Genomic DNA, 25,334 nt, shown 5'->3' with positions numbered 1-25,334 from the left:
TGCCGCCGCCTGCTTAGGCTGACGGTGTGACACAGCCTGCCTACCTCCGGTTTCCGCATCCGCACGGCGAGTTGACCGCCTTCACCGCCGAGGACGACGTATGGATCGCGCCCCTCGACGGCGGCCGCGCCTGGCGGGTCAGCGCCGACAACACGCCCGTCAGCCACCCGCGGATCTCCCCGGACGGCACCACCGTCGCGTGGACGTCGACGCGTGACGGGGGGCCCGAGGTGCACGTCGCGCCCGTCGACGGCGGCCCCTCCAAGCGCCTCACGTACTGGGGGAACACGAAGACGGCCGTACGCGGCTGGACACCCGACGGGCGGGTCCTCGTGGTCAGCGCGCACGGCCAGGCCTCCTTCCGCCGCACCTGGGCGCACGCCGTGCCGCTCGACGGCGGGCCCGCGGAGAGGCTGCCGTACGGACCCGTCGGTGACGCGGCGCACGGACCCGACGGCGAAGTCCTGCTCCTGTCCGCGCCGATGGGCCGCGAGGCCGCCTGGTGGAAGCGGTACCGGGGCGGCACGGCGGGCAAGCTGTGGATCCGCACGCGCCGGCCCGACGACGCCTCCGGCGCCGGCAGCGGCTTCGTACGCGTCCACGAGGACCTCGACGGCAACATCGAACACCCCCTGTGGGTGGGCGACCGCATCGCCTTCCTCTCCGACCACGAAGGCGTCGGCGCCCTCTACTCGTCCCTGCCCGACGGCACCGACCTGCGCCGCCACACCCCCGTCGACGGCGGTACGGGCTTCTACGCCCGGCACGCCGCCACCGACGGCACCCGCGTCGCCTACGCGAGCGCCGGTGAACTCTGGCTCCTTGACGACCTGTCGGACGCGGGGCCGCGCCGCCTGGACGTCCGGCTCGGCGGGCAGCGCGCCGACCTCCAGGCGCATCCGATCAGCGCGGCCCACTGGTTCGGGGCCGCCGCGCCCGACCACAGCGGGCGCGGCAGCGCCGTCTCGGTGCGCGGCGCCGTGCACTGGGTCACGCACCGCGAGGGCCCCGCCCGCGCGCTCGCCGCCGTGCCCGGCGTCCGGGCCCGCCTGCCGCGCACCTTCCGCGTGGACGGCGAGGAGCACGTGGTGTGGGTGACGGACGCGGAGGGCGACGACGCCCTGGAGTTCGCGCCCGCCACCGGCCTCGCCCCCGGCGCGACCCCGCGCCGCCTGGCCGCGGGGCAGCTCGGCCGCGTGCTCGCGCTCGCCGTGGCGCCCGACGGCAGCCGCGCCGCCGTCGCCGCGCACGACGGCCGGGTGCTGCTCGTGGAGCGCGAGAGCGGCGAGGTCCGCGAGGTCGACCGCGCCGAGCACGGCGAGGCCACCGGCCTTGTCTTCTCGCCCGACTGCGCCTGGCTCGCCTGGTCCCACCCCGGGCCGCGCCCGCTGCGCCAGCTCAAGCTCGCCAACACCGCGGACCTGTCGGTGGCCGAGGCCACCCAGCTGCGCTTCCGCGACTACAGCCCGGCGTTCACGGCCGACGGCAAGCACCTGGCGTTCCTGTCCGCGCGCTCCTTCGACCCGGTCTACGACGACCACGTCTTCGACCTCGCCTTCGTCGGCGGCTCCCGGCCGCACCTGCTCACCCTCGCGGCCACGACGCCCTCGCCGTTCGGGCCGCAGCGGCACGGCCGGGCCTTCGACTCCGCCGATGGCCCGCACGCCGAGACCCCCGACAGCGAGGGCTCGCCGGTGACCCGGATAGACCTCGAAGGGCTCGTCGACCGCGTCGTGCCCTTCCCCGTCGAGGCCGCCCGCTACAGCACGCTGCGCGCCGCCAAGGACGGCCTGCTGTGGCTGCGCCACCCGGTGCGCGGGGTGCTCGGCGCCTCCCGCGCCACCCCGTCCGACCCCGAGCCCTGCTCCGCCCTGGAGCGCTACGACTTCGCGCAGCGCCGCGTCGAGGAACTGGCGGGCGACGCCGACCACTTCGCCGTGACCGGCGACGGCAAGCGGATCCTGCTGTGGGCCGACAGCAAGCTGAAGCTGGTGCCGAGCGACCGCCGCGCCTCCGGCGACGAGGACAGCGACACCAACATCACCGTCGACCTCGGCCGGGTCCGCCAGGAGGTCGACCCGGCCGCCGAGTGGCGGCAGATGTACGCCGAGGCGGGCCGCCTCATGCGGGACAACTTCTGGCGGCCCGACATGGGCGGCGTCGACTGGGACGGCGTTCTGGAGCGCTACCGCCCCGTCCTGGACCGCGTCGCGACGCACGACGACCTCGTCGACCTGCTGTGGGAGGTCCAGGGCGAACTGGGCACCTCCCACGCCTACGTGGTGCCGCGCGGCGGCTACGGCAGCCGGCAGGGCCTCCTCGGCGCCGACCTCTCGCGCGGCACGGACGGCCTGTGGCGCGTCGACCGCGTCCTGCCGTCGGAGACCTCCGACCCGGCCGCCCTGTCCCCGCTCGCCGCGCCGGGCGTGGCCGTGCGCGCGGGCGACGCGATCCTCGCCGTCGGCGGGCGGCCCGTCGACCCCGTCACCGGGCCGGGCCCGCTGCTCGTCGGCACCGCGGGCAAGCCCGTCGAGCTGACCGTGTCCCCGGCCGGGGGCGGCGACCCGCGGCACGCCGTCGTGGTCCCCGTGGACGACGAGGAGCCGCTGCGCTACCACGCGTGGGTCGCCGACCGCCGGGCCTACGTCCACGAGCTTTCCGGCGGCCGCCTCGGCTACCTCCACGTCCCGGACATGCAGGCCCCCGGCTGGGCGCAGATCCACCGTGACCTGCGCGTCGAGGTGGCCCGCGAGGGCCTCGTCGTCGACGTCCGCGAGAACCGCGGCGGGCACACGTCGCAGCTCGTCGTGGAGAAGCTGGCCCGGCGCGTCGTCGGCTGGGACCTGCCGCGCGGCTCCGGGCCGCTCAGCTACCCCGGGGACGCCCCGCGCGGGCCCGTCGTCGCCGTGGCCAACGAATTCTCCGGCTCCGACGGGGACATCGTGAACGCCGCGATCAAGGCCCTCGGCATCGGCCCCGTCGTGGGCACGCGCACCTGGGGCGGCGTCGTCGGCATCGACAGCCGCTACCACCTCGTCGACGGCACGCTCGTCACCCAGCCCAAGTACGCCTTCTGGATGGAGGGCCACGGCTGGGGCGTGGAGAACTACGGCGTCGACCCCGACGTCGAGGTCGTGGTGACCCCCGACGACCACGCCGCGGGGCGCGACCCGCAGCTCGACGAGGCCGTCCGCATCGCCCTCGCCGCGCTCGCGGAGAACCCGGCCAGGACACCGCCGCCGCTGCCCTGACCGGCGCCGGGGCCCGCGCGCGGGCCGACCGGTCCCCGGCGGGCCCGTACACGCGGGCGGATAGCATGCCGACGTACGCAAACATGATCAGGAGGTTGGACCATGGCGGGCGAACCACAGGACGACTGTTTGTTCTGCAAGATCGTGGCGAAGGAGGTGCCCGCGACGGTCGTGCGCGAGACGGAGACCACCCTCGCCTTCCGCGACATCAACCCCCAGGCGCCGACGCACGTCCTGGTGATCCCTAAGGTGCACTACCCGGACGCCGCCTCGCTGGCCGCCGCCGAGCCGTCGGCCGCCGCGGACGTGCTGCGCGAGGCCGGTGAAGTCGCCGCGCAGGAGCAGGCGGACAGCTACCGCATCGTCTTCAACACCGGCGCGGGCGCCGGGCAGACCGTCTTCCACGCGCACGCCCACGTCCTGGGCGGCCGCGGCCTCCAGTGGCCCCCCGGATAGCACCTCGTGTCCGTACGTGAACTGGTGGTGCTCGGCACCGCGAGCCAGGTCCCGACCCGGCACCGCAACCACAACGGGTACGTCCTGCTGTGGGACGGCGAGGGCATCCTGTTCGACCCCGGCGAGGGCACGCAGCGGCAGCTGCTGCGTGCCTCCGTCGCCGCGCACGACCTCAACCGCATCTGCGTCACGCACTTCCACGGGGACCACTCCCTGGGCCTCGCGGGCGTCATCCAGCGCATCAACCTGGACCGCGTGCCGCACCCCGTCACCGCGCACTACCCGGCCTCGGGGGAGCACTTCTTCGAGCGCCTGCGGTACGCCACCGCCTACCGCGAGACGGTCCGCATCGCCCAGGAGCCCGTCGCCGCCGACGGGATCCTCGCCACCGCGCCGTCGTACCGCCTGGAGGCAGCGAAGCTCTCCCACCCCGTGGAGTCGTACGGCTACCGCGTCGTCGAGCCCGACGGGCGGCGCATGCTGCCCGGGCTCCTCGCCGAGCGCGGCGTCACAGGCCCCGACGTCGGCGTCCTCCAGCGCGAGGGCAGCCTGCGCGGGATCGACATCGACGAGGTGAGCGAGGTGCGGCGCGGGCAGCGGTTCGCCTTCGTGATGGACACCCGCCTGTGCGACGGCGTGCACGCGCTCGCCGAGGGCTGCGACATGCTCGTCATCGAGTCCACGTTCCTCGACGAGGATCATCAACTGGCCTCCGACCACGGTCACCTGACGGCGGGTCAGGCCGCCGGGGTGGCGCGGGACGCGGGCGTCAGGCACCTCGTCCTCACCCACTTCAGCCAGCGCTACCCGGACCCGTCCGCCTTCGAGCGGCAGGCGCGGGCCGCCGGCTTCGAGGGGGAGCTGACGGTGGCGCGGGACCTGATGCGGGTGCCGCTGCCGAAGCGGGGCGGTGCCTGACGCGGGTGCCGTCGCCTGAGCGCGGCGGGGCCTGACGCGGGTGCCGTCGCCTGAGCGCGGCGGGGCCTGACGCGAGTGCCGTCGCCTGAGCGCGGCGGGCCTGATGCGGTGCCGCCCCCCGAGCGCGGCCCCTGAACCACCAACCCACCGAGAGAAAAGCACCACCATGCCCCTGCCCAAGGCCGAACTCCACCTGCACATCGAAGGCACCCTGGAGCCCGAGCTGGCCTTCGCCCTGGCCGAGCGCAACGGCGTCACCCTGCCGTTCGCCGACACCGAGGCCCTCCGCCAGGCCTACCTCTTCGAGGACCTCCAGTCCTTCCTCGACCTCTACTACGGCCTCATGGCCGTACTGCGCACGGAGGCCGACTTCGAGGAACTCGCCGACGCCTACCTCGCCCGGGCCGCGGCCCAGGGCGTGCGCCACGCCGAGATCTTCTTCGACCCGCAGGCCCACACCGCGCGCGGCGTGGAGATCGGCACGGTCGTCGAGGGTCTGGGCCGCGCCCTCGACCGCAGCCGCGAGCGCCACGGCATCACCACCCGCCTCATCATGTGCTTCCTGCGCGACGAGTCCGCCGACTCGGCCATGGAGACCCTGGAGGCGGCCAAACCCCACCTCCACCGCATCACCGGGGTCGGCCTCGACTCGGCCGAGGTGGGCCACCCGCCGCGCAAATTCGCCGCCGTGTACGAGGCCGCTGCCGCGCTCGGCCTGCGCCGGGTCGCCCACGCGGGCGAGGAGGGCCCCGCCGCGTACGTGACCGAGGCCCTGGACGTCCTCGGCGTGGAGCGCATCGACCACGGCCTGCGCTGCGTGGAGGACCCGGACCTGGTGCGCCGCCTGGTCGAGGAGCGCGTCCCGCTGACCCTCTGCCCCCTCTCCAACGTCCGCCTGCGCGCCGTCGACGTCCTGGAGGACCACCCCCTGCCGAAGATGATGGCCGCGGGCCTGCTGTGCACGGTCAACTCCGACGACCCCGCGTACTTCGGCGGCTACGTCGACGACACCTTCCACGCGGTCCGCGAGGCCCTGGGCCTCGGTGACGAGCAGCTCCGCGAACTGGCCCGGAACTCCTTCGAGGCGGCGTTCCTCGACGGCTCCCCGGAGGAGGAGGCGCTGCGCGCGGCGTACTTGGCGGAGGTGGAGGCGTACCGGTTCGACTGAACCCGACGCGGCGGGCGACCACCGTCGACAACGCGCCACCCCACTCCTCACTGCTCGGCCAACTCGTCGCTCCTGCAACGCAATTGACCTCCCGCCCGGTACGCTGACTCATTCTTGTGACCGAGCGGGCTGGAGAGGGCGTCGGGCGTGGGCGAGTACACGAGGATCGACGATCTGAGTGTGATCCGTGAGATGGGCGTGGGCCTCGGCCGGATCAAGGACGCCTTCGACGGACTCGACAAGCTGAGGGGTCAGTACGAGGACGACTTCGGCGACAGCGGCCTCGCCGGTCAGTTCGGCGAGTTCGCGGGCAACTGGGAGAGCCACCGCGAGGAGCTGGCCGACGAGGTCGCACGGCTCGCCGCCATCGCCCGCGCCGCCGCGAAGACGTACGACGGCGTGGACGGGGAACTCGCCCGCGCGCTGCGCGAGTCCGCCCGGCGGGGCGGCGGCGGCCGGGGCAAGGGCGCGCGTTCCTGATGGGGGGCGCGCGGCCCCGGGACTGGCAGCCCCTCGCGGACAGTGACCCCGTCCCCGGCGACCCGGAGCGCCTCGAGGAACTCGGCCGCAAGCTCCGCCGCACGGCCGACGAGCTGGAACGGCAGGTCCGCCACCTCAAGGCGGCCGCCGACGTGACCTCCTGGGACAGCGACGCGGGTGCCGAGTTCCGCGGCAAGGCCAAGAAGTGCCGGGGCCGCCTGGAAGCGGCGCACCGGCGCTACCGTACGGCCGCCGACGCCATCGGCGACCGCATCGTCGACCACGGCACCGACTACGAGTCCAACGCCACCGCGCCCGCCGGTACGTACGTCACCGACCTCCACCGTGCCCAGCGGATCGCCGGCATCGCCCGGCGCGAGGCCCGGGACGCCGAGGAGCGGGGCAGTGCCGCGCGGCACGGGCTCGACGGCGAGGTGGGCGGGCGCCGCAAGGCTGAGCTGGAGAAGCAGGAGGAGGCGGCAGGGGACGCGCTGGCCGCGGCCCGCGCGAAGCTCCAGGAGGCGCGGCGGATCCGCGACGCCGCGGCGCGGCGGGCCCGCGAGGCCATCGAGGACGTCGTCTCCGGCGACTCCCTCAAGGACGGCTTCTGGGACCGCTTCGCCGACTTCGTGGAACGCGTCGCGGGCGTCACCGAACTCATCTCCAAATGGGCCGGCATCGCCGCCCTCATGGTCGGCTGGATCCCCGTCATAGGCCAGGGCCTGGCCGGCCTCCTCGGCGCGATCTCCATGACCGCCACCCTGCTCAACCTCGCCTGCACGGCCACACAGGTAGCCATGGGCGACGCGGAATGGACAGAACTGGCGTGGTCGGCGGCGGGGTTGCTGGCGATGGGGGCGGGCAAGGCGATGGCCAGGGTGGCTGGGCGGTATGTTTCGCGGACTTTGCATCGGATGCGATCGGCCAAGGGTGGCCGGCAGACGCGTACGCAGTCCAAGCGGAATCGGCAGAAGTTCAACCGTGACTCCGGCATGCCTTTGAGGCTGCAGAAAGGGGAGATCTCGGAGTCCCTCCGTGAGCCTGTTACTGAGATCTTCAAAGGCTCGACGTGGAAGGGGGGATTCCAGGGTGGCTACCGTCAGGCCTTGCGCGAGTTGAAGGACCGTGGCAACGGCAGTGTCCTGAAAGGCACCGCCAAGTCGGTCTCCTTGGCGGACGCCTCGGTTGCCTCCGACCTCAAGGAAATCAAGCACTTGAGCAAGAGCTTGGGCGGAAGCTACGCCGTGAATCAAGTCTCGCGTAACGCGACAACTCTTACTGTCGCCGGGAGCGGTGTCACCGCTGGCGGCCTGTTCATCGACGAGGTGCACTGATGGCGGAGCAGGAAACGACGGTCGGGTCCGACGCCGTGGTCGAGGACGACTACATCGTCGACTTCGACTTCGGTGGCGACTGGCTCGTATTGACGCTACGGGAGGGCACGAAGGAGGAGAGCGAGCGGATGGCAGCGGAGTGCGCAGCGCAGTTCAATCCGCTGCACCTCCGCGTGAGCGAGAGCGCGCTTCAGCGAGAGCTTGCACAAATGGCTCTGCGAGCCCATGAGGCTGGAGCTGTTCTCGTCGCGGTCGTCTGCTCGGAAGGCGGCACTGTGCTCGCAGACCTCGTACTCTTCGTCTACGGCGAGGACGACGTGCCGAGGCCATCCCCCCAGGAGTACCTGCCCAAGCTGCTGCGCTGGTCCTACGCCGAGGTGAAGGGCGAGGCGACCGTCGCCGAGGTGGAGTTGCCCGTCGGCCCTGCCACCCGGGTGCAGGCCGTGCTCGCGGAGAAGCGGCGCTTCGGCTGGGGCAGCAAACTCAGCGAGTCGGTCCGGTACGCGGTCTGGCCGAAGGGGGAGGAGGAGATCCTCCTCGTGGAGGCGAGCTGGCAGCACTTCGAGCGCGCCGGTGAGATGGCGGACCTCGTGGACCGGCTGGTGCCGACGATGCGACTCGTCCCCGTCCCCTCCGATTACGACGAACGCAACGCTGAGCGCGAGCGTGCCGGTGAGGGTGATGGGTGACATGGGGCTCCGCACGGAGTGGACCACGCCTCCCCGTGATTACACGATCCTCGTCCCGGAGGGATGGTTCCAGCTTCCGTTGGAGCCCCCGCGGGACCGCGACCGTGGGATTCTCGCGCTTGCCGAGCGGCAGTTCGCAGGGGTGGATCACGCGCCCTTGCTCAAGGAACGGCTCATGCGGGAGTTGCAGAAGCAGGCCAAGGCGGCGGGGCGGGTGGGTGGGGTGGAGCTGTATCTGTCGCTGCTGACGCTGGGCGGCGTGCCCCTGGCCTCCTCGCTGCTCATCAGCCTCGCCCCCGACGGCTGGCCCGGCTGCCGGACCGCGCACGACCTGGCCGACCGGCTCACGCGCACAGGGCGCCCCGCGGAGGTGACCCGGCTGGAGGGCGCGGGCGAGGCCGTGCGGGAGCGGCGTACCGAGGCGCCGGACCCGGAGCGGCAGATGGGCAACACCCTCGCCACCACCACCGTGGTCTACAACGTGCCGGTCCCCGCGAGCACCACCTGGCTGACCCTCACCTTCTCCACCCCCATGGAGGCCCTGGCACCGAAGATGGTCGAGCTGTTCGACACCGTGGCGGGCACCTTGCACTGGCAGTGAGGCCATCGACGGGCGTTGACGCGCCCGGACCGCCTCCCTAAGGTGCGTTCTCATACGTGGACGCTGTTCATCCCGCCGGAGGCGCCATGCTCACTGTCACCGACGTACGGCTCACCCCCGTACTCGTCGCCGACCCCCCGCTCCTGAACACCCAGGGCCTGCACCAGCCGTACACGCCGAGGCTGATCATCGAGGTGGAGACGGAGGACGGCACGGTCGGCGTGGGGGAGACGTACGGCGACGGCGTGTATCTGGAGCTGGCGGGGCCGCTGGCGGCGGGCCTGGTGGGGCGGGGGGTGGGGGACCTCAACGGGCTGTTCACACTCGCGGACGGCGTCGGCGTCGACGCGCGGAGTGTGGAGACCGCCGTCGACGTCGGAGGCCTGCGCGGCGCGCGGACGGCGGACAAGCTGCGCCTCTCCGTGGTGTCGGGGTTCGAGGTGGCGTGCCTGGACGCCCTCGGCAAGGCGCTCGGGCTCCCCGTGCACGCGCTGCTCGGCGGCAAGGTGCGGGACGCCGTGGAGTACAGCGCGTACTTGTTCTACAAGTACGCCGAGCATCCGCCGGGAGCCGCGGCGCGCGGGCGAGTGGCCGGCGAAGCCGACGACTGGGGGGCCGCGCTCGACCCGGAGGGGGTCGTCGCGCAGGCGCGGGTGTTCGCCGAGCGGTACGGCTTCCGGTCGTTCAAGCTCAAGGGCGGCGTGTTCCCGCCGCAGGAGGAGGTCGCCGCCATCAGGGCGCTCGCCGCGGCCTTCCCCGGCGCGCCCCTGCGGCTCGACCCCAACGGCGCCTGGTCGGTAGGGACTTCCCTCAAGGTCGCCGCCGATCTCGCGGACGTCCTCGAATACCTGGAGGACCCCGCGCTCGGCACCGCCGCCATGGCCGAGGTCGCCGCCCGGACCCCGGTGCCGCTCGCCACCAACATGTGCGTGACGGCCTTCGAGGAGATACCCGAGGCCTTCGCGCGGCAGGCCGTGCGCGTGGTGCTCTGCGACCACCACTACTGGGGCGGCCTCCGGCGGACGCGGGAACTGGCCGCCGTGTGCCGGACGTTCGGCGTGGACGTCTCCATGCACTCCAACACGCACCTGGGCATCAGCCTCGCCGCCATGACGCACGTCGCGGCCACCGTGCCGGGCCTGCGGTACGCGTGCGACTCGCACTACCCCTGGCAGACGGAGGACGTGCTCACCCAGCGCCTGCGGTTCGCGGGCGGGTGCGTCGCGGTGAGCGACGCCCCCGGGCTCGGCGTCGAACTCGACCGCGACCGGCTCGGCGTACTGCACCGACGGTGGCTGGACCAGGACTTCGCCGCGCTGCGCGAGCGGGACGACGCGGCGGCCATGCGGCGCGCCGAACCGGACTGGGTGACTCCGGCCGTGCCGCGCTGGTAGCGGACGCGGCCTGTCACAGGCTTCGGTTACGTTGCCTCCATGTCCGTACCACCCGCCGTACCACCCGCCGTACCACCCAAGACAGCAGCCGCGGCACCGGGACGCACGGGAGCCGGCCACGACAGCACCGTCGTGGATCCGCTCAAGTCGGCCCGGCGCGCGGGCGATCCGCCCTGCGACGTGTATCTGACCGGCACCGTGTTCCTGGACATCATCTTCACGGGCCTCGACTCCGCGCCCGTGCGCGGGACGGAGTCCTGGGCCCGCGGGATGGGGTCGAGCCCCGGCGGCGTCGCCAACATGGCGACCGCGCTCGCCCGGCTCGGCCTGCACACCTCGCTCGCCGCCGCCTTCGGCGACGACCACTACGGCGAGTACTGCTGGGACGCCCTGGAGCAGGGCGAGGGCATCGACCTGTCCTCCTCGCGGACCGTGCCCGGCTGGCACTCGCCGGTGACGGTCTCCATGGCGTACGAGGGCGAGCGGACCATGGTCAGCCACGGCCACGAGCCGCCGCCCGACGCCCACTCGCCGGACGGCGGCGCGCCCGCGTGCCCGCCCCGCGCGCGGGCCGCCGTGGCCTCCCTCACCCCCGGCACCCGCGCCCCCTGGATCGAGGCCGCCGCCCGCCGCGGGACGACGATCTTCGCCGACGTGGGCTGGGACGACACCGGCCGGTGGGACCTGGCAGACCTGCCCGACCTGCGGCATTGCGAGGCGTTCCTGCCGAACGCGGAGGAGGCGATGCGCTACACCCGCACCTCCTGCCCGCGCGCCGCGGCCCACGCCCTGACCGAGCACGTGCCGGTCGCCGTGGTCACTCTCGGCGCGGAAGGGGCGTATGCGGTGGACGGGCGCACCGGCGAGACCGCGTCCGTGCCCGCCATCGAGGTGGAGGCGCTCGACCCCACGGGCGCGGGTGACGTGTTCGTGGCGGGCTTCGTGACCGGCGCCCTCGCCCGCTGGCCGCTCGCCGACCGGCTCGCCTTCGCCGGTCTGACGGCCGCCCTGTCCGTGCAGGAGTTCGGCGGCTCCCTCTCGGCCCCCGGCTGGGAGGAGATCGGCGCCTGGTGGCGGCGCGTGCGGGAGCTGGACCGGCAGGACCCCGTGGCCCTGGAGCGCTACGGCTTCCTGGAGGCGCTGCTCCCGGACGCCGCGCGCCCCTGGCCGCTGCGGCGCGCCGTGCCCACCATCGGCTTCCGGCGCTCCGCCTGAGCCCCCCGGGGCCCACCCGGGGCGGAAAAGGCCTACGGGGTTGTCCGTGCCGAGTCGTACTCTTGGCAGTACGAAGGACGCCGAGCGGGCGAGCCCCCGCGACGAGGAGGACGTGCAGGCCTTAAGCGCCGGCCCATGACTCAGACACCGACAGCTCAGACCCCTGCGCAGGCGCAGGCGCGAGCGCACTTCACGGTCCCGGCCAAGCACCCCATGGTGACCGTCCTTGGCTCCGGAGACGCGCTGCTGCGCGTGATCGAGAAGGCCTTCCCGGCGGCCGACATCCATGTCCGGGGCAATGAGATCAGCGCTGTGGGAGACGCGCGGGAAGTCGCCCTCGTGCAGCGCCTGTTCGACGAGATGATGCTGGTGCTCCGCACCGGACAGCCGATGACGGAGGACGCAGTGGAACGCTCGATCGCCATGCTCAGAGCAGGCGAGACCGGCGAAGGACCGGACGAGACCCCGGCCGAGGTGCTCACCCAGAACATCCTCTCGTCGCGCGGCCGCACCATCCGCCCCAAGACGCTCAACCAGAAGCGGTACGTCGACGCGATCGACAAGCACACGATCGTCTTCGGCATCGGTCCCGCGGGCACCGGCAAGACCTATCTGGCCATGGCCAAGGCCGTCCAGGCCCTCCAGTCCAAGCAGGTCAACCGCATCATCCTGACCCGCCCCGCCGTCGAGGCCGGCGAGCGCCTCGGCTTCCTGCCCGGCACGCTGTACGAGAAGATCGACCCCTATCTCCGCCCGCTGTACGACGCGCTGCACGACATGCTGGACCCGGACTCGATCCCGCGCCTGATGGCGGCCGGGACCATCGAGGTCGCCCCGCTGGCGTACATGCGCGGCCGGACGCTGAACGACGCGTTCATCATCCTGGACGAGGCGCAGAACACGAGCCCCGAGCAGATGAAGATGTTCCTCACCCGGCTCGGCTTCGACTCGAAGATCGTGATCACGGGCGACGTCACCCAGGTCGACCTGCCGAACGGCACGAAGTCAGGACTGCGCCAGGTCCAGGACATCCTGGGCGGCGTCGACGACGTGCACTTCTCGCGGCTCACCTCGCACGATGTCGTCCGGCACAAGCTGGTCGGCCGTATCGTCGACGCGTACGAGAAGTACGACAGCGAGAACGGCACGGAGAACGGCTCCCACAAGGGCCGGTCCAGAGGAAAGTAGAAGACACAGCGCCATGTCGATCGACGTCAACAACGAATCCGGTACCGAGGTCGACGAGCAGGCGATCCTCGACATCGCCCGCTACGCGCTCGCGCGGATGCGGATCCACCCGCTCTCCGAACTCTCGGTGATCGTCGTGGACGCCGACGCCATGGAACAGCTGCACATCCAGTGGATGGACCTGCCAGGCCCCACGGACGTGATGTCCTTCCCGATGGACGAGCTGCGCCCGCCGAGCCGGGACGACGACGCCGCGGAGCCCCCGCAGGGGCTCCTCGGCGACATCGTGCTCTGCCCCGAGGTCGCCCTCAAGCAGGGCCAGGAGGCGCCCACGAACCACTCCATGGACGAGGAGCTACAGCTCCTGACCGTCCACGGCGTGCTGCACCTCCTCGGGTACGACCACGAGGAGCCCGACGAGAAGGCCGAGATGTTCGGCCTCCAGGCCGCCATCGTCGACGGCTGGCGGGCCGAGCGGGGCCTCACCGGCCCCTCTCCGGCACCGACCGTCTCGTAAGCCATGTCCATCCAGCTCATCGCGGGCGCCGTCGCCCTGGTCGTGGTGGCCTGGCTCGCCGCCTGCGCCGAGGCGGGCATCGCCCGCGTCTCCAGCTTCCGCGCCGAGGAGGCCGTGCGCTCCGGGCGGCGCGGCAGCGCGAAGCTCGCCCAGGTCGCCGCCGACCCGACCCGCTATCTGAACGTGGCACTGCTCGTCCGCGTCGCCTGCGAGATGGCGGCCGCGGCCCTGGTGACGTACGCCTGCCTGCGGGAGTTCGACGCGACCTGGGAGGCCCTCGCCGTCGCCATCGGCGTCATGGTCCTCGTGTCGTACGTGGCCGTGGGTGTCTCCCCGCGCACCATCGGCCGCCAGCACCCGCTGAACACGGCGACGGCCGCCGCGTACGTGCTCCTGCCCCTGGCCCGCGTCATGGGGCCCGTCCCGCCCCTGCTCATCCTCATCGGCAACGCGCTCACCCCGGGCAAGGGCTTCCGGCGCGGCCCGTTCGCCTCCGAGGCCGAGCTGCGGGCCATGGTCGACCTGGCCGAGAAGGAGTCCCTGATCGAGGACGAGGAGCGCCGCATGGTGCACTCCGTCTTCGAGCTGGGCGACACGCTGGTGCGCGAAGTGATGGTCCCGCGCACCGACTTGATCTCCATCGAGCGCTACAAGACCATCCGGCAGGCGCTGACGCTCGCCCTCCGCTCCGGCTTCTCGCGCATCCCGGTCACCGGCGAGAGCGAGGACGACGTGGTCGGCATCGTCTACCTCAAGGACCTGGCCCGCAAGACGCACATCAACCGCGACGCCGAGAACGACCTGGTGTCGACCGCCATGCGCCCCGCCACCTTCGTGCCCGACACGAAGAACGCGGGCGACCTGCTGCGCGAGATGCAGCAGGAGCGCAACCACGTCGCCGTCGTCATCGACGAGTACGGCGGCACCGCCGGGATCGTCACCATCGAGGACATCCTGGAGGAGATCGTCGGTGAGATCACCGACGAGTACGACCGGGAGCTGCCGCCCGTCGAGGACCTGGGCGACGGCACCTACCGCGTCACCGCCCGGCTCGACATCGGCGACCTCGGCGAGCTGTACGGCCTGGAGGCGTACGACGACGAGGACGTGGAGACGGTCGGCGGGCTGCTCGCCAAGCAGCTCGGCCGGGTGCCGATCGCCGGTGCCAAGGCCGTGGTGACGCTGCCGGACGAGCGGGAGCTGCGGCTGACCGCGGAGGCCGCGGCGGGCCGGCGCAACAAGATCGTGACCGTGCTTGTGGAGCCGGTCGCGCCCGGGGGCGCGGAGGCCGGTTCCGGGGAGGAGACCGGGCGATGACGCCGCAGGAGCTGAGGACGTTCTGCCTGGCGTTCGACGACGCGGTCGAGGACTTCCCCTTCGGCCCCGAGACGTCGGTGTTCAAGGTGGCGGGCAAGCTGTTCGCCCTGAGCGCCCTCGACCGGACACCGCTGACGGTCAATCTGAAGTGCGACCCCGAGATCGCCCCGCAACTGCGGGCCCAGTACCCGGACATCGTGCCCGGCTGGCACATGAACAAGCGCCACTGGAACACGGTGACGGCCGACGCCGGCCTGCCCGACCAATTGGTCCGCGAGCTGATCGAGGACTCGTACGACCTGGTGGTGGCGGGCCTGCCGCGCGCCGAGCGGCTGCGGCTCGACCGCCCCTGAGAAGACCGGGACGGCGCCCCGTGGAGGGGCGCCGTCCCGCGGCCGGCTCAGCGGCGCCGCAGCAGGGTCCTGGCCAGCAGGGCCGCCGTGGTGAGGACGATCGCGGCGTCGATGGCCAGCACCGTGCGCGTGCCCGCGAGGGTGTCGCCGCCCGTCGTCGCGAGGACGCCCAGGAGCGGGATGCCGATGGTGATGCCCACCTGCTGGGTGGAGGTGACCAGGCCGGTGGCCAGGCCCTGCTCCGCGTCGGGCACGCCCGATGTGACCGTGACGCCGTACGAGACGATCGCGCCGAGGTGGAACATGCTGGCCACCGCGACGGCCACGGTCGCGAGCCACACCGACCACGCGCCCTCGCCGATCGCCAGGAGCGCCGCCACGAACACGCCCTGGCCGAGCAGCGAGCCGACGAGCGTGCGGTGCGGCCCGAAGCGGCCGATGACCTTCGGCGCGCGCATGCCCGCGAAGACCGACACCACGCCCTGGACGCCGAAGACCAGGCCGGTCTCGAAGGCGGACAGGTCGAGGACGTCCTGGAAGTAGAGGGTCAGGACGAAGACGACCGTGGACATCATCGAGAAGGTGACGAGCCCGCCGAGGTTGCCCCACGCGACGGTACGGCGCTTCAGCATGGGCAGGGACACGAGCGGCGCGGTGGCGCGTGACTCCACGTAGCCGAAGAGCGCGAGCAGGACGACGCCCGCGACGAGGGTGACGAGCACGTCGGCGCCGCCGAAGCCGCGCTCGGCGGCCGTGGACAGGGCGTAGATCAGGGCGAGCAGGCCGCCGGTGACCGTGACCGCGCCGGGGAGGTCGAGGCGCGGGCGCTCCGGCGTACGGGACTCGGGCAGCAGGCCGGGCGCGAGCGGCAGCACGATCAGCGCGAAGACGGTAAGGAGCCCCATCGTGGAGCGCCAGCCCAGGGTGTCGGTGAGGACGCCGCCGAGGACCATGCCGACGGTGAAGCCGAGGGACAGGAGCGTGCCGGAGATGCCGAGCGCCCGGTCGCGCTGCGGGCCCTCGGGGAACGTCGTGGTGAGCAGCGACATGCCGGTCGGCACGATCGCGGCGGCGCCCACGCCCTGGAGCGCGCGCCCGGCGAGGAACGACGCCGGGTCCCAGGCGAAGGTGGCGAGCAGCGAGGCCGCGCCGAACAGCGCGAGCCCGCCGAGGAACAGCCTGCGCCGCCCGAACAGGTCACCGACGCGGCCGAAGAGCAGCAGGAAGCCGCCGGACGGCAGCGCGAAGGCGGTGACGGCCCACTGGAGCGCGGTGTGGCTCATGCCGAGGTCCGAGCCGAGCACGGGCAGCGCCACGTTCAGGACGGAGAAGTCCAGCGCGACCATGAACTGCGCGGCGCACAGCACGAACAGGATGAGCTTGTCGCGGCGGGAGAGCGTGGGGGGCGCCGTGTCCGCGACGGGCGCGGGCACGGTGGGGGAGGGAGCGGAGGTGTCTGTCGCCATGGTCACGAGCCTGGGGCGGCCGGAATAGCCGTGGGGAGCCGGAACTTATGCTGGTGGCACGACCACCAGGCAGATCGGCGGGCGGATGACGGGGGGACAGGTGGCCAGTCAGGCCGGGGAGCGGGCCGACGGGGCGAAGGCCCGTCGCCGAGTGGAGCTGCGCGACTTCCTGATGAGCCGGCGCGCCCGGGTGAGCCCGGCCGAGGCCGGGCTTCCGGAGGGCGGGCGGCGGCGCACGCCGGGGCTCAGGCGCGAGGAGGTCGCCGTGCTCGCGGGCGTGGGCGCGTCCTGGTACCAGTGGCTGGAGCAGGGCCGTGACATCTCCGTCTCGCCGCAGGTCCTGGACTCCGTGGCGCGCGTCCTGAAGCTGTCGGGGACCGAACGCCGCCACCTGTACGTGCTCGCGGGCCTCAACCCGCCCGTGCCGCAGGCCGAGCAGGGCGCCGAGCACATGAGCGAGGGCCTGCGGCGGCTCATCGACACCTGGATGCCGTACCCGGCGCACATCATGGACCGCTACTACAACTGCGTCGTCTACAACGACGCGGCCGCCATGGTCCTGAGCATGCGCCCCGAGACCACGCAGAACTGCATCCTCGACTTCTTCACGGACCCCATGTACCGCTCGCGCAGCGTCAGCTGGGCGGAGAACGCGGCGACGCTCGTCGCGCAGTTCCGCGCCGCCTGCTCCGAGCACCCGGGCGACGAGGGCTTCCAGGAGCTGCTCGACCGGCTGCACGCCACGGGCGGGGAGTTCACGGAGCTGTGGGAGCGGCAGGACATCCGGCCCGCCGGCCTGGTCCACAAGGAGATCGACCATCCGCTCGTCGGCATCCTGCACGTGGAGTCGACCGCTCTGAAGGTGCCCGCGCGGCCGGATCTGACCATCGTCATGCACACGCCGCTGCCGCTCGCGGACACGGCGGCGAAGCTGGAGTGGCTGGCCACGCCCCAGGCGCGGCGCGGGGCCATGTACCGGGTGGCCGGGTGAGCCGCGGTCCCGCCTCCTTATGCTCGTGCCATGACTGAGCGCACCGACCTCGGCCCCGAGGACCAGAAGATCGTCACCCTCGCGCGTTCGGCGCGGGCCCGCAACGGCGTGCCGGAGGGGGCCGCTGTGCGGGACGAGACCGGGCGTACGTACGTCGCCGGGACGGTCGGGCTCGCGTCCCTGGAGCTGTCCGCGCTGCGTACGGCTGTGGCGATGGCCGTGGCGTCCGGGGCGGAGTCTCTTGAGGCGGCGGCTGTCGTCTCCGGCGCGCAGTCCCTCCCGGACGCCGACCTGGCCGCCGTCCGCGACCTGGGCGGCCCCGGCACCCCGATCCACCTGGCGGGCCCGGACGGCGCACTCCGCCTGACCACGGAGGTCTGACCCTCCCGGGGCCCCTCCCCGAACCGGGCGCTGCCACCCCCGGGCCCCCCGCCTTATCGGCGCTCCGCACCTCGTCCTCAAACGCCGGACGGGCTGAATCTGCCCGGTGCGAGCCGGCTCCCGTCTGCGGCCCGCGAATGCGGCCTGCGGCCTGCGGCCTGCGAACTGCGTACCGCAGTCCCGGGCCACAGACCCCGGGCCCCAGACCCCGGGCCCCGGGCCCCAGACTGTGGACCTCAGGCCCCGGAACCTGGATCCCGGGATCCAGGCCTGCGGACCACGGAACCGCAGACCGCAGACTGCGGACCCCGGACCCCGGACCCCGGACCCCAGGCCCCAAACCGCCGACCGCGAACCGCCGACCGCCGACCACAGAACTCAGACCGCAGACCTCTGTCGAGCCGCGGATGAGGTCCGGTCCGCATGGGCACCATCCAGCCCGTCCGGCGTTTGAGGACGAGCGCGTCAGCGCGATGGGAGGGCGGGTGGGTGGGGGGAGCCCGCGCCCCAGGCGACCAGGGCGGAAAAGATCAGGGAGAATGGGCGGCATGAGCGTGCGAACCCAGACACCCCAGCCGACCCAGCGGAGCGACCACCGTGCGGGTTTCGCCTGCTTCGTCGGCCGCCCGAACGCGGGCAAGTCGACCCTGACGAACGCTCTGGTCGGCAAGAAGGTGGCCATCACCTCCAACCGGCCGCAGACCACCCGGCACACCGTGCGCGGCATCGTGCACCGCCCCGACGCGCAGCTGATCCTGGTCGACACCCCGGGCCTGCACAAGCCGCGCACGCTCCTCGGCGAGCGGCTCAACGACGTGGTCCGCACCACATGGGCCGAGGTCGACGTGATCGGCTTCTGCCTGCCCGCGGACCAGAAGATCGGCCCCGGCGACCGGTTCATCGCCAAGGAGCTGGCGGCGATCAAGAAGGCGCCGAAGGTCGCCATCGTCACCAAGACCGACCTGGTCGACAGCAAGGCGCTCGCCGAGCAGCTCATCGCGATCGACCAGCTCGCCAAGGAGCTGGGCTTCCAGTGGCAGGAGATCGTGCCGGTCTCCGCGGTCGGCGAGAAGCAGGTGGACCTGCTCGCCGACCTCCTGGTGCCGCTGCTGCCCGAGGGCCCCGCGCTCTACCCGGAGGGCGACCTCACGGACGAGCCCGAGCAGGTCATGGTGGCCGAGCTGATCCGCGAGGCGGCCCTCGAGGGCGTGCGGGACGAGCTGCCGCACTCCATCGCCGTGGTCGTCGAGGAGATGCTGCCCCGTGAGGGCCGCCCCGCCGACAAGCCCCTGCTCGACATCCACGCCAACGTTTACATCGAGCGCTCCAGCCAGAAGGGCATCATCATCGGCCCCCAGGGCAAGCGGCTCAAGGACGTGGGCATCAAGTCCCGCAAGCAGATCGAGGCGCTGCTCGGCACGCCCGTTTTCCTCGACCTGCACGTGAAGGTCGCCAAGGACTGGCAGCGCGACCCCAAGCAGCTCCGCCGCCTGGGCTTCTGAGGGGCCGCCCTCAGGGCGCGGCGGCCCCCGGCCCGGCCAGGGCCGCCGCGAGCCAGTGGTAGGACGCCTTCGGGGTGCGCTGCTGCGTGGCGTAGTCGACGTGGACCAGGCCGAACCGCTGGCGGTGGCCCTCCGCCCACTCGAAGTTGTCGAGCAGCGACCAGACGAAATAGCCGCGGACGTCGACCCCGGCCGTCATCGCCCGGTGCAGGGCCCGCAGATGGCCGTCCAGGTACGTGATGCGGTCCTGGTCGTCCAGGCCGTCGTAGGAGCAGCCGTTCTCCGTGATCATGAGGGGCGGGAGCCGGTCGCCGTACCGCTCGCGGAGGGTCAGGAGCAGCTCGGTGAGGGCTTCGGGGACCACCGGCCAGCCGAAGGCGGTCAGCGGACGGCCGGTGATCTCGCGGGGCGCGAAGGGCAGCTGCGGCGGCAGCGTCACGCCGGAGAACCGCGTGGCCTGCGCGGTGGGGGCGCCCACCTTCGTGGGCTGGTAGAAGTTCACGCCGTACCAGTCGAGCGGCTCGGCGATCACCTCCAGGTCCGCCGCGAGGTCCGGTACGCCGGCGGCGAGCAGCTCCGTGACGGCCTCGGGGTAGCGGCCGATGAGCAGCGGGTCGGCGAAGAGCCGGTTGAGCAGGACGTCGTAGAGGCCGGCGGCCTCGCGGTCCTCGGGGGCGTCGGACGCGGGCCAGGTCGGCCCGTGCGAGTTCGCGACGCCCACGTCCCGCGCGCCCGCCGCGCGCAGGGCCCGCACCGCGAGGCCATGGCCGAGGAGCTGGTGGTGGGCCGCGGGCAGGGCGTCGAAGAGCAGCCGCTTGCCGGGCGCGTGCTGGCCGAGGGCGTGGCCGAGCAGGGTGTGCTCGGCGGGTTCGTTCACGGTGATCCACGTGCGCACGCGGTCGCCGACGCGGGCCGCGACCACGGCCACGTACTCCGCGAAGCGCTCGGCGGTCGCGCGGCTGAGCCAGCCGCCTGCCTCCTCCACGGCCAGCGGCGTGTCCCAGTGGAAGAGCGTCGGCACGGGGCGTACGCCCGCCGCGCACAGCTCGTCGACGAGCCGGTCGTAGAAGTCCAGGCCCGGCCCGCTGACGGCGCCCGTCCCCTCGGGCAGCACGCGCGGCCAGGACACCGAGAAGCGGTACGCGCCCACGCCCAGGTCGCGTACGAGCGCCACGTCCTCGCGGTAGCGGCGCACGTGGTCGCAGGCCACGGCGGCCGTGGTGCCGTCCTTCACGTTCCCCGGCAGGGCCGTGAAGGCGTCCCAGACCGACGGGCCGCGCTCGTCGGCGGCGCCCTCGATCTGGTGGGCGGACGTGGCCACGCCCCACAGGAAGTCACGCGGGAACGAGGGCAGCGGGGCGCGGGGGCCCGGAGGGATGGTCGCCATGCGCGGGATCATCCGCACCGGCCGGAACGGAAGTCAACGCCCGTGCGCACAAAGGGCGTTGCGGCGGCCCCCGCCGCCTACGAGCCCTCCTTCAGGACCCGGGTGATGAGTTCTCGCTGGTCCTCGGTCAGGCGCGGGTCCGCGACGTACACGGTGCGCCCGTCGACGGTGATCTGGTAGCTGAAGCCGTCGGGCACGCCGATCGGCGGCTCACCCCGGCAGCCGGCCACGGCCCGCTCGGCCAGGGTGTGCCACTCCTGGGCGTCGGGGCGCGCGGTGGTGTCGACCTCCGCGTACCGCTCGATGCCCGCGAAACCTCCGGTGCGCTTCACCTGGATAAGCATGGGTCCTGTCTACTCCAGGCTCCGGCGCCCCGCCAGGCGGCCCCGGCGGGGCCCGACGGCTTCCGGCCGGATCAGGTCGCGGGGACCTTGACCTGCGCCCACGCGTCCAGGACGGCCTTCAGCTCCTCGCCGTCGCCGTACTTGGCGCGGGCCGCCGCGACGGTGAGCTTGGCGAAGTCCGTGAAGGACGCGTCCTGGGCCAGCTCGCCGCCGGTCAGGACGGCGTACCAGATCTGTCCCGCCCGCTCCCAGGCGTGACCGCCGAGGGCCTGGGCGAGCAGGTAGAAGGCGTGGTTCGGGATGCCGGAATTGATGTGTACACCGCCGTTGTCGCGGCCGGTGCGGACGTAGTCGTCCATGGTGGCGGGCTGCGGGTCCTTGCCGAGGACGTCGTCGTCGTACGCGGTGCCCGGGGCCTTCATGGAACGGAGGGCGGTGCCGGTGACGCGCTCGGCGAGCAGGCCGGCGCCGATCAGCCAGTCGGCGTCGGCGGCGGTCTGGCCGAGCGTGTACTGCTTGATCAGCGAGCCGAAGACGTCCGCCATGGACTCGTTGAGGGCGCCGGGCTGGCCGAAGTAGGTGAGGTTCGCGGTGTACTGGACCACGCCGTGGGTCAGCTCGTGGCCGATCACGTCCACGGGGATGGTGAAGTCGAGGAAGATCTCCCGGTCGCCGTCGCCGAACACCATCTGCTCGCCGTTCCAGAAGGCGTTCCCGTAGTCCTCGCCGTAGTGGACGGTGGCGTTCAGGGGCAGGCCCCCGCCGTCGATCGAGTCGCGCTCGAAGTGCTTGAAGAACACCTCGAAGGTCGCGCCCAGGCCGTCGTACGCGCGGTTGACGGTCGCGTCCTTGCCGGGCTTGTCGCCCTCGGCGCGCACCTTGCGGCCGGGCAGCTCCGTGCGGTGCTTGGCGTCGTGGATGGTGCGGTGCGCCCTGCCCGCCTCCGCGCCCTTGGGCGCGGCGACCGAGGGGGCGCCGATGACCGTGGTCAGGCGGCGCTGGGTGCGCTCGAAGGCGTCCCGCTGAAGGGTGCGGCGGGCCGGTCCTGCGAGGGCGGGGTCCTGGCTCTGGGCGAGCGTGTCCAGGACGAACGGAGGCACGATGGTGCAGAAGACGGGCTCGAACCTCTCCGGGTTCCCCGTTGGGTTGGCGGTCATGCGTGGCAATGTGGCACTGGGTCATGCCGCTGTCACTAGCCGCCACCATGATTGGTGAAATACCGGGATACGGGGCCCACCCCCGGCCGCCGGCTGCTACGGCCCGGCGCGCGCCCCCCGGGGCGCCCGACGCCGCGCACCCCCCTTTAACGCGCCGCACCCTCGCCCCCGGCCGCCGGACGGCTTTCAATGCCTGCGGAGCACCGATGCAGGTCCCGCATAGTGATACGGGACGCCGTATCGACGGGGCCTCGGTTAGGCTGCTGGACGTCATGCGTTACGGGCTGCTTCTCCTTAGCTGCCGCGGCGAGGGCCTGTAGTCGAGGCCGACCCCCTCCCCGCGGAGTTCGGTGCTGCGCAAGACCGTCGGCCGTCCAGAAGGACTCACCGAGGAGCCCGCACAACCATGCCGAACTTCCAACGTCCCTCCGCCCTGCCGATCCACAAGTACGGCCAGTACGAGCAGGTGGACCTGCCCGACCGCACCTGGCCCGACCAGCGCATCACCGTGGCGCCCCGCTGGCTCTCCACGGACCTGCGCGACGGCAACCAGGCGCTGATCGACCCGATGTCCCCGGCCCGCAAGCGGGCGATGTTCGACCTGCTGGTCAAGATGGGCTACAAGGAGATCGAGGTCGGCTTCCCCTCCTCCGGGCAGACCGACTTCGAGTTCGTACGGTCGATCATCGAGGACGAGGGCGCGATCCCCGACGACGTGACGATCTCGGTGCTCACGCAGGCCCGCGAGGAGCTGATCGAGCGCACCGTCGAGTCCCTGAAGGGCGCGCGGCGCGCCACCGTCCACCTGTACAACGCGACCGCGCCGGTGTGGCGCGACGTCGTCTTCCGCGGCTCGCGCGAGCAGGTCAAGCAGATCGCCGTCGACGGCACGCGCCTGGTCATGGAGTACGCCGAGAAGCTGCTGGGCCCCGAGACCGTCTTCGGGTACCAGTACAGCCCGGAGATCTTCACCGACACCGAGCTGGACTTCGCCCTGGAGGTCTGCGAGGGCGTCATGGACGTCTGGCAGCCCGACGCCGACCGCGAGATCATCCTGAACCTGCCCGCGACCGTGGAGCGCTCGACGCCCTCCACGCACGCCGACCGCTTCGAGTGGATGAGTCGCCATCTGTCCCGGCGACAGTACGTCTGCCTGTCCATCCACCCGCACAACGACCGCGGCACCGCCATCGCCGCCGCCGAGCTGGCCGTGATGGCGGGCGGCGACCGCGTCGAGGGCTGTCTGTTCGGCCAGGGCGAGCGCACCGGCAACGTGGACCTGGTCGCCCTGGGCATGAACCTGTTCAGCCAGGGCATCGACCCGCAGATCGACTTCTCGGACATCGACGAGATCCGCCGGGTGTACGAGTACTGCACGCAGATGGAGGTCCACCCCCGCCACCCGTACGCGGGCGACCTCGTCTACACCGCCTTCTCCGGCTCCCACCAGGACGCCATCAAGAAGGGCTTCGACGCGATGGAGGCCCGCGCGGCCGCCGCGGGCAAGACGGTCGACGACATCGAGTGGGCCGTGCCGTACCTGCCCATCGACCCCAAGGACGTCGGCCGCTCGTACGAGGCCGTGATCCGCGTCAACTCGCAGTCCGGCAAGGGCGGCATCGCGTACGTCCTGAAGAACGACCACAAGCTGGACCTGCCGCGCCGGATGCAGATCGAGTTCTCCAAGCTCATCCAGGCGAAGACCGACGCCGAGGGCGGCGAGGTCTCGCCCGACGCGATCTGGAGCGTCTTCCAGGACGAGTACCTGCCCAACCCGGACAACCCCTGGGGCCGCATCCAGCTGCGCGCCAGCCAGACCACCATGGGCGAGGACGGCGCCGACACGCTGACCGTCGGGGCGATCGTGGACGGCGACTCCACGGTCCTCACCGGCACCGGCAACGGCCCGATCTCCGCGTTCTTCGCGGCCCTCCAGGCCATCGGCATCGACGCCCGCCTGCTGGACTACCAGGAGCACACGATGAGCGCCGAGGCCTCCGCGCAGGCCGCCTCGTACATCGAGTGCGTCGTCGGCGACAAGGTGCTGTGGGGCGTGGGCATCGACGCGAATACGACACGTGCGTCGCTGAAGGCCGTCGTCTCGGCGGTCAACCGCGCGGCCCGCTGAGGCCGTTCGACCCCCTGTTCGACCGGTGCTTTCGTGGCCCCGTCCGCCCTTGTGGCGGGCGGGGCCACGGCGCGCCGGGCGGCCGTCCGCCGACCTGCTACCGGCCATCTCCCGTCCGGGGTACTGACGCGGCATCACCGATGTGGCTAACATCACGCCAACGCGGCAGGGCGGCCGCGGAGTCGTGGAGGTGCGTGGTGCTGCCAGACCGGGAACGAGACGGCCGGAAATCCCCCGACTCCCGCGCCCCGGGCACCCCGCCGGACCGCGGCAGGGACCACGGCCGGCTCGCGGGCCTGTCCCGGATGCGCCGCCTGATCGGCACCCGCACCGCCTGGACCACCGTGTGCGACGGCGAGTTCTTCTGCCCCGGCTGCGGCGGCGACCGCAACTACCAGCGGCGCAGCGGGCGCCGCCGGTTCGTCCTGCTCGGCGTGCCGCTGCTCTCCCGCGGCCGGACCGGGCCCGTCGTGGAGTGCGCCGCCTGCCAGGACCACTTCGGGCTCGACGCGCTCGACCACCCCACCACCGTCCGGCTCGCCGCCATGCTCCGCGAGGCCGTGCACACCGTCGTCATCGCCGTGCTCACCACCGGCGGCGCCGCCTCGCGCACCACGCTCGACGCGGCCGTCGCCACCCTGCGCGGCGCCGGGTTCGACGACTGCACCGAGGAACGCGTCGTCGCCCTCGTCAACGCGCTCGCCGCCGACACCGGCCGCCCCGGCGCCCCCGACTGCGCGCCCGGCCTCGCCATCGAACTCCACGAGGCGCTCGGCCCCCTCGCCCCGCACCTGGCCCCCGCGGGCCGCGAGGCGCTGCTGCTCAAGGGCGCCCGCATCGCCCTTGCCGACGGACCGTACACGCCCGCCGAGCGCGACGTGCTCGCCACGGCGGGCTGCGCGCTGACCATCGGCACGGACGACGTGGCCCGGCTGATGGCGGCCGCCCAGCGCACCCCGTCCTGAGCGCGCCCGCCGCCCGTGAGGGCGCTCCCGTACTCCCCGGCGCTACTCCCCGGGGAGTAGTCCCCGGCCCGTGCCACCCGCGGGCGTAACGCTCAACTCGCCCCCGCGTCCGACGTATCGGCCCTCCCGCGA

General features: G+C 72.7%; 23 protein-coding genes. 19 read left to right on the top strand and 4 right to left on the bottom strand.

The annotated features are described in order from the left end of the window. Positions 1-26 precede the first annotated feature (26 nt). The 14 genes from AC07GB_RS10635 to AC07GB_RS10570 all read left to right on the top strand — a co-directional run bounded on the left by AC07GB_RS10635 (position 27) and on the right by AC07GB_RS10570 (position 14,881). A complete protein-coding gene (locus tag AC07GB_RS10635) occupies positions 27-3,251 on the top strand; it encodes a S41 family peptidase (protein ID WP_478843672.1) in 3,225 nt (1,074 codons plus the stop codon). Positions 3,252-3,353: 102 nt separating this feature from the next. Further along, positions 3,354-3,707: a histidine triad nucleotide-binding protein gene (locus AC07GB_RS10630; protein WP_138959668.1), complete on the top strand. Its 354-nt coding sequence runs from the start codon at positions 3,354-3,356 to the stop codon at positions 3,705-3,707. Between the two features lie 6 nt (positions 3,708-3,713). Continuing rightward, complete coding sequence (locus AC07GB_RS10625) at positions 3,714-4,625, top strand: ribonuclease Z (RefSeq protein WP_478843670.1); 912 nt, start codon at positions 3,714-3,716, stop codon at positions 4,623-4,625. Positions 4,626-4,791: 166 nt separating this feature from the next. Beyond that, positions 4,792-5,793, top strand: coding sequence for an adenosine deaminase (locus AC07GB_RS10620; protein ID WP_478843668.1), 1,002 nt, complete (start codon positions 4,792-4,794; stop codon positions 5,791-5,793). A gap of 147 nt (positions 5,794-5,940) precedes the next feature. After that, the gene (locus tag AC07GB_RS10615) at positions 5,941-6,273 is read left to right on the top strand and encodes a hypothetical protein (RefSeq protein ID WP_478843666.1); all 333 of its coding nucleotides are present in this window, start codon (positions 5,941-5,943) and stop codon (positions 6,271-6,273) included. Beyond that, positions 6,273-7,607 carry a hypothetical protein gene (locus AC07GB_RS10610; RefSeq protein ID WP_478843664.1) on the top strand — a complete coding sequence of 445 codons (1,335 nt, stop codon included), beginning with the start codon at positions 6,273-6,275 and terminating at the stop codon, positions 7,605-7,607. The genes AC07GB_RS10615 and AC07GB_RS10610 overlap by 1 nt, the downstream gene beginning before the upstream one ends. Continuing rightward, on the top strand, positions 7,607-8,296 hold the full coding sequence (locus AC07GB_RS10605) for a hypothetical protein (protein ID WP_478843662.1): 690 nt from the start codon (positions 7,607-7,609) through the stop codon (positions 8,294-8,296). The genes AC07GB_RS10610 and AC07GB_RS10605 overlap by 1 nt, the downstream gene beginning before the upstream one ends. Before the next feature lie 175 nt (positions 8,297-8,471). Beyond that, on the top strand, positions 8,472-8,897 hold the full coding sequence (locus tag AC07GB_RS10600) for a hypothetical protein (RefSeq protein ID WP_478843660.1): 426 nt from the start codon (positions 8,472-8,474) through the stop codon (positions 8,895-8,897). An 86-nt stretch (positions 8,898-8,983) separates the two neighbouring features. Further along, positions 8,984-10,291, top strand: coding sequence for a glucarate dehydratase family protein (locus AC07GB_RS10595; protein WP_478843659.1), 1,308 nt, complete (start codon positions 8,984-8,986; stop codon positions 10,289-10,291). A gap of 39 nt (positions 10,292-10,330) precedes the next feature. Next, the gene (locus AC07GB_RS10590; RefSeq protein WP_478843657.1) at positions 10,331-11,506 is read left to right on the top strand and encodes a carbohydrate kinase family protein; all 1,176 of its coding nucleotides are present in this window, start codon (positions 10,331-10,333) and stop codon (positions 11,504-11,506) included. A 135-nt stretch (positions 11,507-11,641) separates the two neighbouring features. Continuing rightward, on the top strand, positions 11,642-12,694 hold the full coding sequence (locus tag AC07GB_RS10585) for a PhoH family protein (protein ID WP_478843655.1): 1,053 nt from the start codon (positions 11,642-11,644) through the stop codon (positions 12,692-12,694). Between the two features lie 13 nt (positions 12,695-12,707). Further along, complete coding sequence (ybeY, locus tag AC07GB_RS10580) at positions 12,708-13,211, top strand: rRNA maturation RNase YbeY (protein WP_478843653.1); 504 nt, start codon at positions 12,708-12,710, stop codon at positions 13,209-13,211. 3 nt (positions 13,212-13,214) lie between these two features. Continuing rightward, the gene (locus AC07GB_RS10575) at positions 13,215-14,528 is read left to right on the top strand and encodes a hemolysin family protein (protein ID WP_478843651.1); all 1,314 of its coding nucleotides are present in this window, start codon (positions 13,215-13,217) and stop codon (positions 14,526-14,528) included. Beyond that, positions 14,525-14,881 (top strand): MmcQ/YjbR family DNA-binding protein, encoded by a 357-nt coding sequence (locus AC07GB_RS10570; protein ID WP_478843649.1) that lies wholly within the window; start codon positions 14,525-14,527, stop codon positions 14,879-14,881. Before AC07GB_RS10575 ends, AC07GB_RS10570 begins: the two co-directional genes overlap by 4 nt. A 47-nt stretch (positions 14,882-14,928) precedes the next feature. Here the strand turns inward: AC07GB_RS10570 and AC07GB_RS10565 are convergent, their stop codons facing one another. Then, positions 14,929-16,347, bottom strand: coding sequence for an MFS transporter (locus AC07GB_RS10565; RefSeq protein ID WP_478843647.1), 1,419 nt, complete (start codon positions 16,345-16,347; stop codon positions 14,929-14,931). 172 nt (positions 16,348-16,519) lie between these two features. On the opposite strand from AC07GB_RS10565, the gene AC07GB_RS10560 reads away from it, so the two are divergent. The 3 genes from AC07GB_RS10560 (at position 16,520) to era (ending at position 19,221) form a co-directional block, all read left to right on the top strand. Further along, on the top strand, positions 16,520-17,338 hold the full coding sequence (locus AC07GB_RS10560; protein ID WP_478843821.1) for a helix-turn-helix transcriptional regulator: 819 nt from the start codon (positions 16,520-16,522) through the stop codon (positions 17,336-17,338). Between the two features lie 30 nt (positions 17,339-17,368). Further along, positions 17,369-17,719 carry a cytidine deaminase gene (locus AC07GB_RS10555; protein WP_478843645.1) on the top strand — a complete coding sequence of 117 codons (351 nt, stop codon included), beginning with the start codon at positions 17,369-17,371 and terminating at the stop codon, positions 17,717-17,719. A gap of 539 nt (positions 17,720-18,258) precedes the next feature. Further along, positions 18,259-19,221 carry a GTPase Era gene (gene era / locus AC07GB_RS10550; RefSeq protein WP_242717904.1) on the top strand — a complete coding sequence of 321 codons (963 nt, stop codon included), beginning with the start codon at positions 18,259-18,261 and terminating at the stop codon, positions 19,219-19,221. Positions 19,222-19,231: 10 nt separating this feature from the next. Here era and AC07GB_RS10545 read toward each other — a convergent pair whose 3' ends face one another. The 3 genes from AC07GB_RS10545 to AC07GB_RS10535 form a co-directional block, all read right to left on the bottom strand. Next, positions 19,232-20,608: a GH1 family beta-glucosidase gene (locus AC07GB_RS10545; protein WP_478843644.1), complete on the bottom strand. Its 1,377-nt coding sequence runs from the start codon at positions 20,606-20,608 to the stop codon at positions 19,232-19,234. A gap of 77 nt (positions 20,609-20,685) precedes the next feature. After that, the gene (locus AC07GB_RS10540; protein WP_478843642.1) at positions 20,686-20,952 is read right to left on the bottom strand and encodes a protealysin inhibitor emfourin; all 267 of its coding nucleotides are present in this window, start codon (positions 20,950-20,952) and stop codon (positions 20,686-20,688) included. Positions 20,953-21,023: 71 nt separating this feature from the next. Continuing rightward, positions 21,024-22,109, bottom strand: coding sequence for a M4 family metallopeptidase (locus AC07GB_RS10535; protein ID WP_478843640.1), 1,086 nt, complete (start codon positions 22,107-22,109; stop codon positions 21,024-21,026). Between the two features lie 406 nt (positions 22,110-22,515). Between AC07GB_RS10535 and leuA the strand changes: the two genes are divergently transcribed. Both leuA and AC07GB_RS10525 read left to right on the top strand, forming a co-directional pair. Continuing rightward, complete coding sequence (leuA, locus tag AC07GB_RS10530; protein WP_478843638.1) at positions 22,516-24,237, top strand: 2-isopropylmalate synthase; 1,722 nt, start codon at positions 22,516-22,518, stop codon at positions 24,235-24,237. 305 nt (positions 24,238-24,542) lie between these two features. Continuing rightward, complete coding sequence (locus AC07GB_RS10525; RefSeq protein WP_478843819.1) at positions 24,543-25,202, top strand: TerB family tellurite resistance protein; 660 nt, start codon at positions 24,543-24,545, stop codon at positions 25,200-25,202. The last annotated feature ends 132 nt before the right edge of the window (positions 25,203-25,334 follow it).

The organism is Streptomyces sp. NPDC045778 (assembly GCF_056431945.1).
Note: the sequence above shows the minus strand (reverse complement) of the source record. Positions and strands in the feature narration are given on the sequence as shown.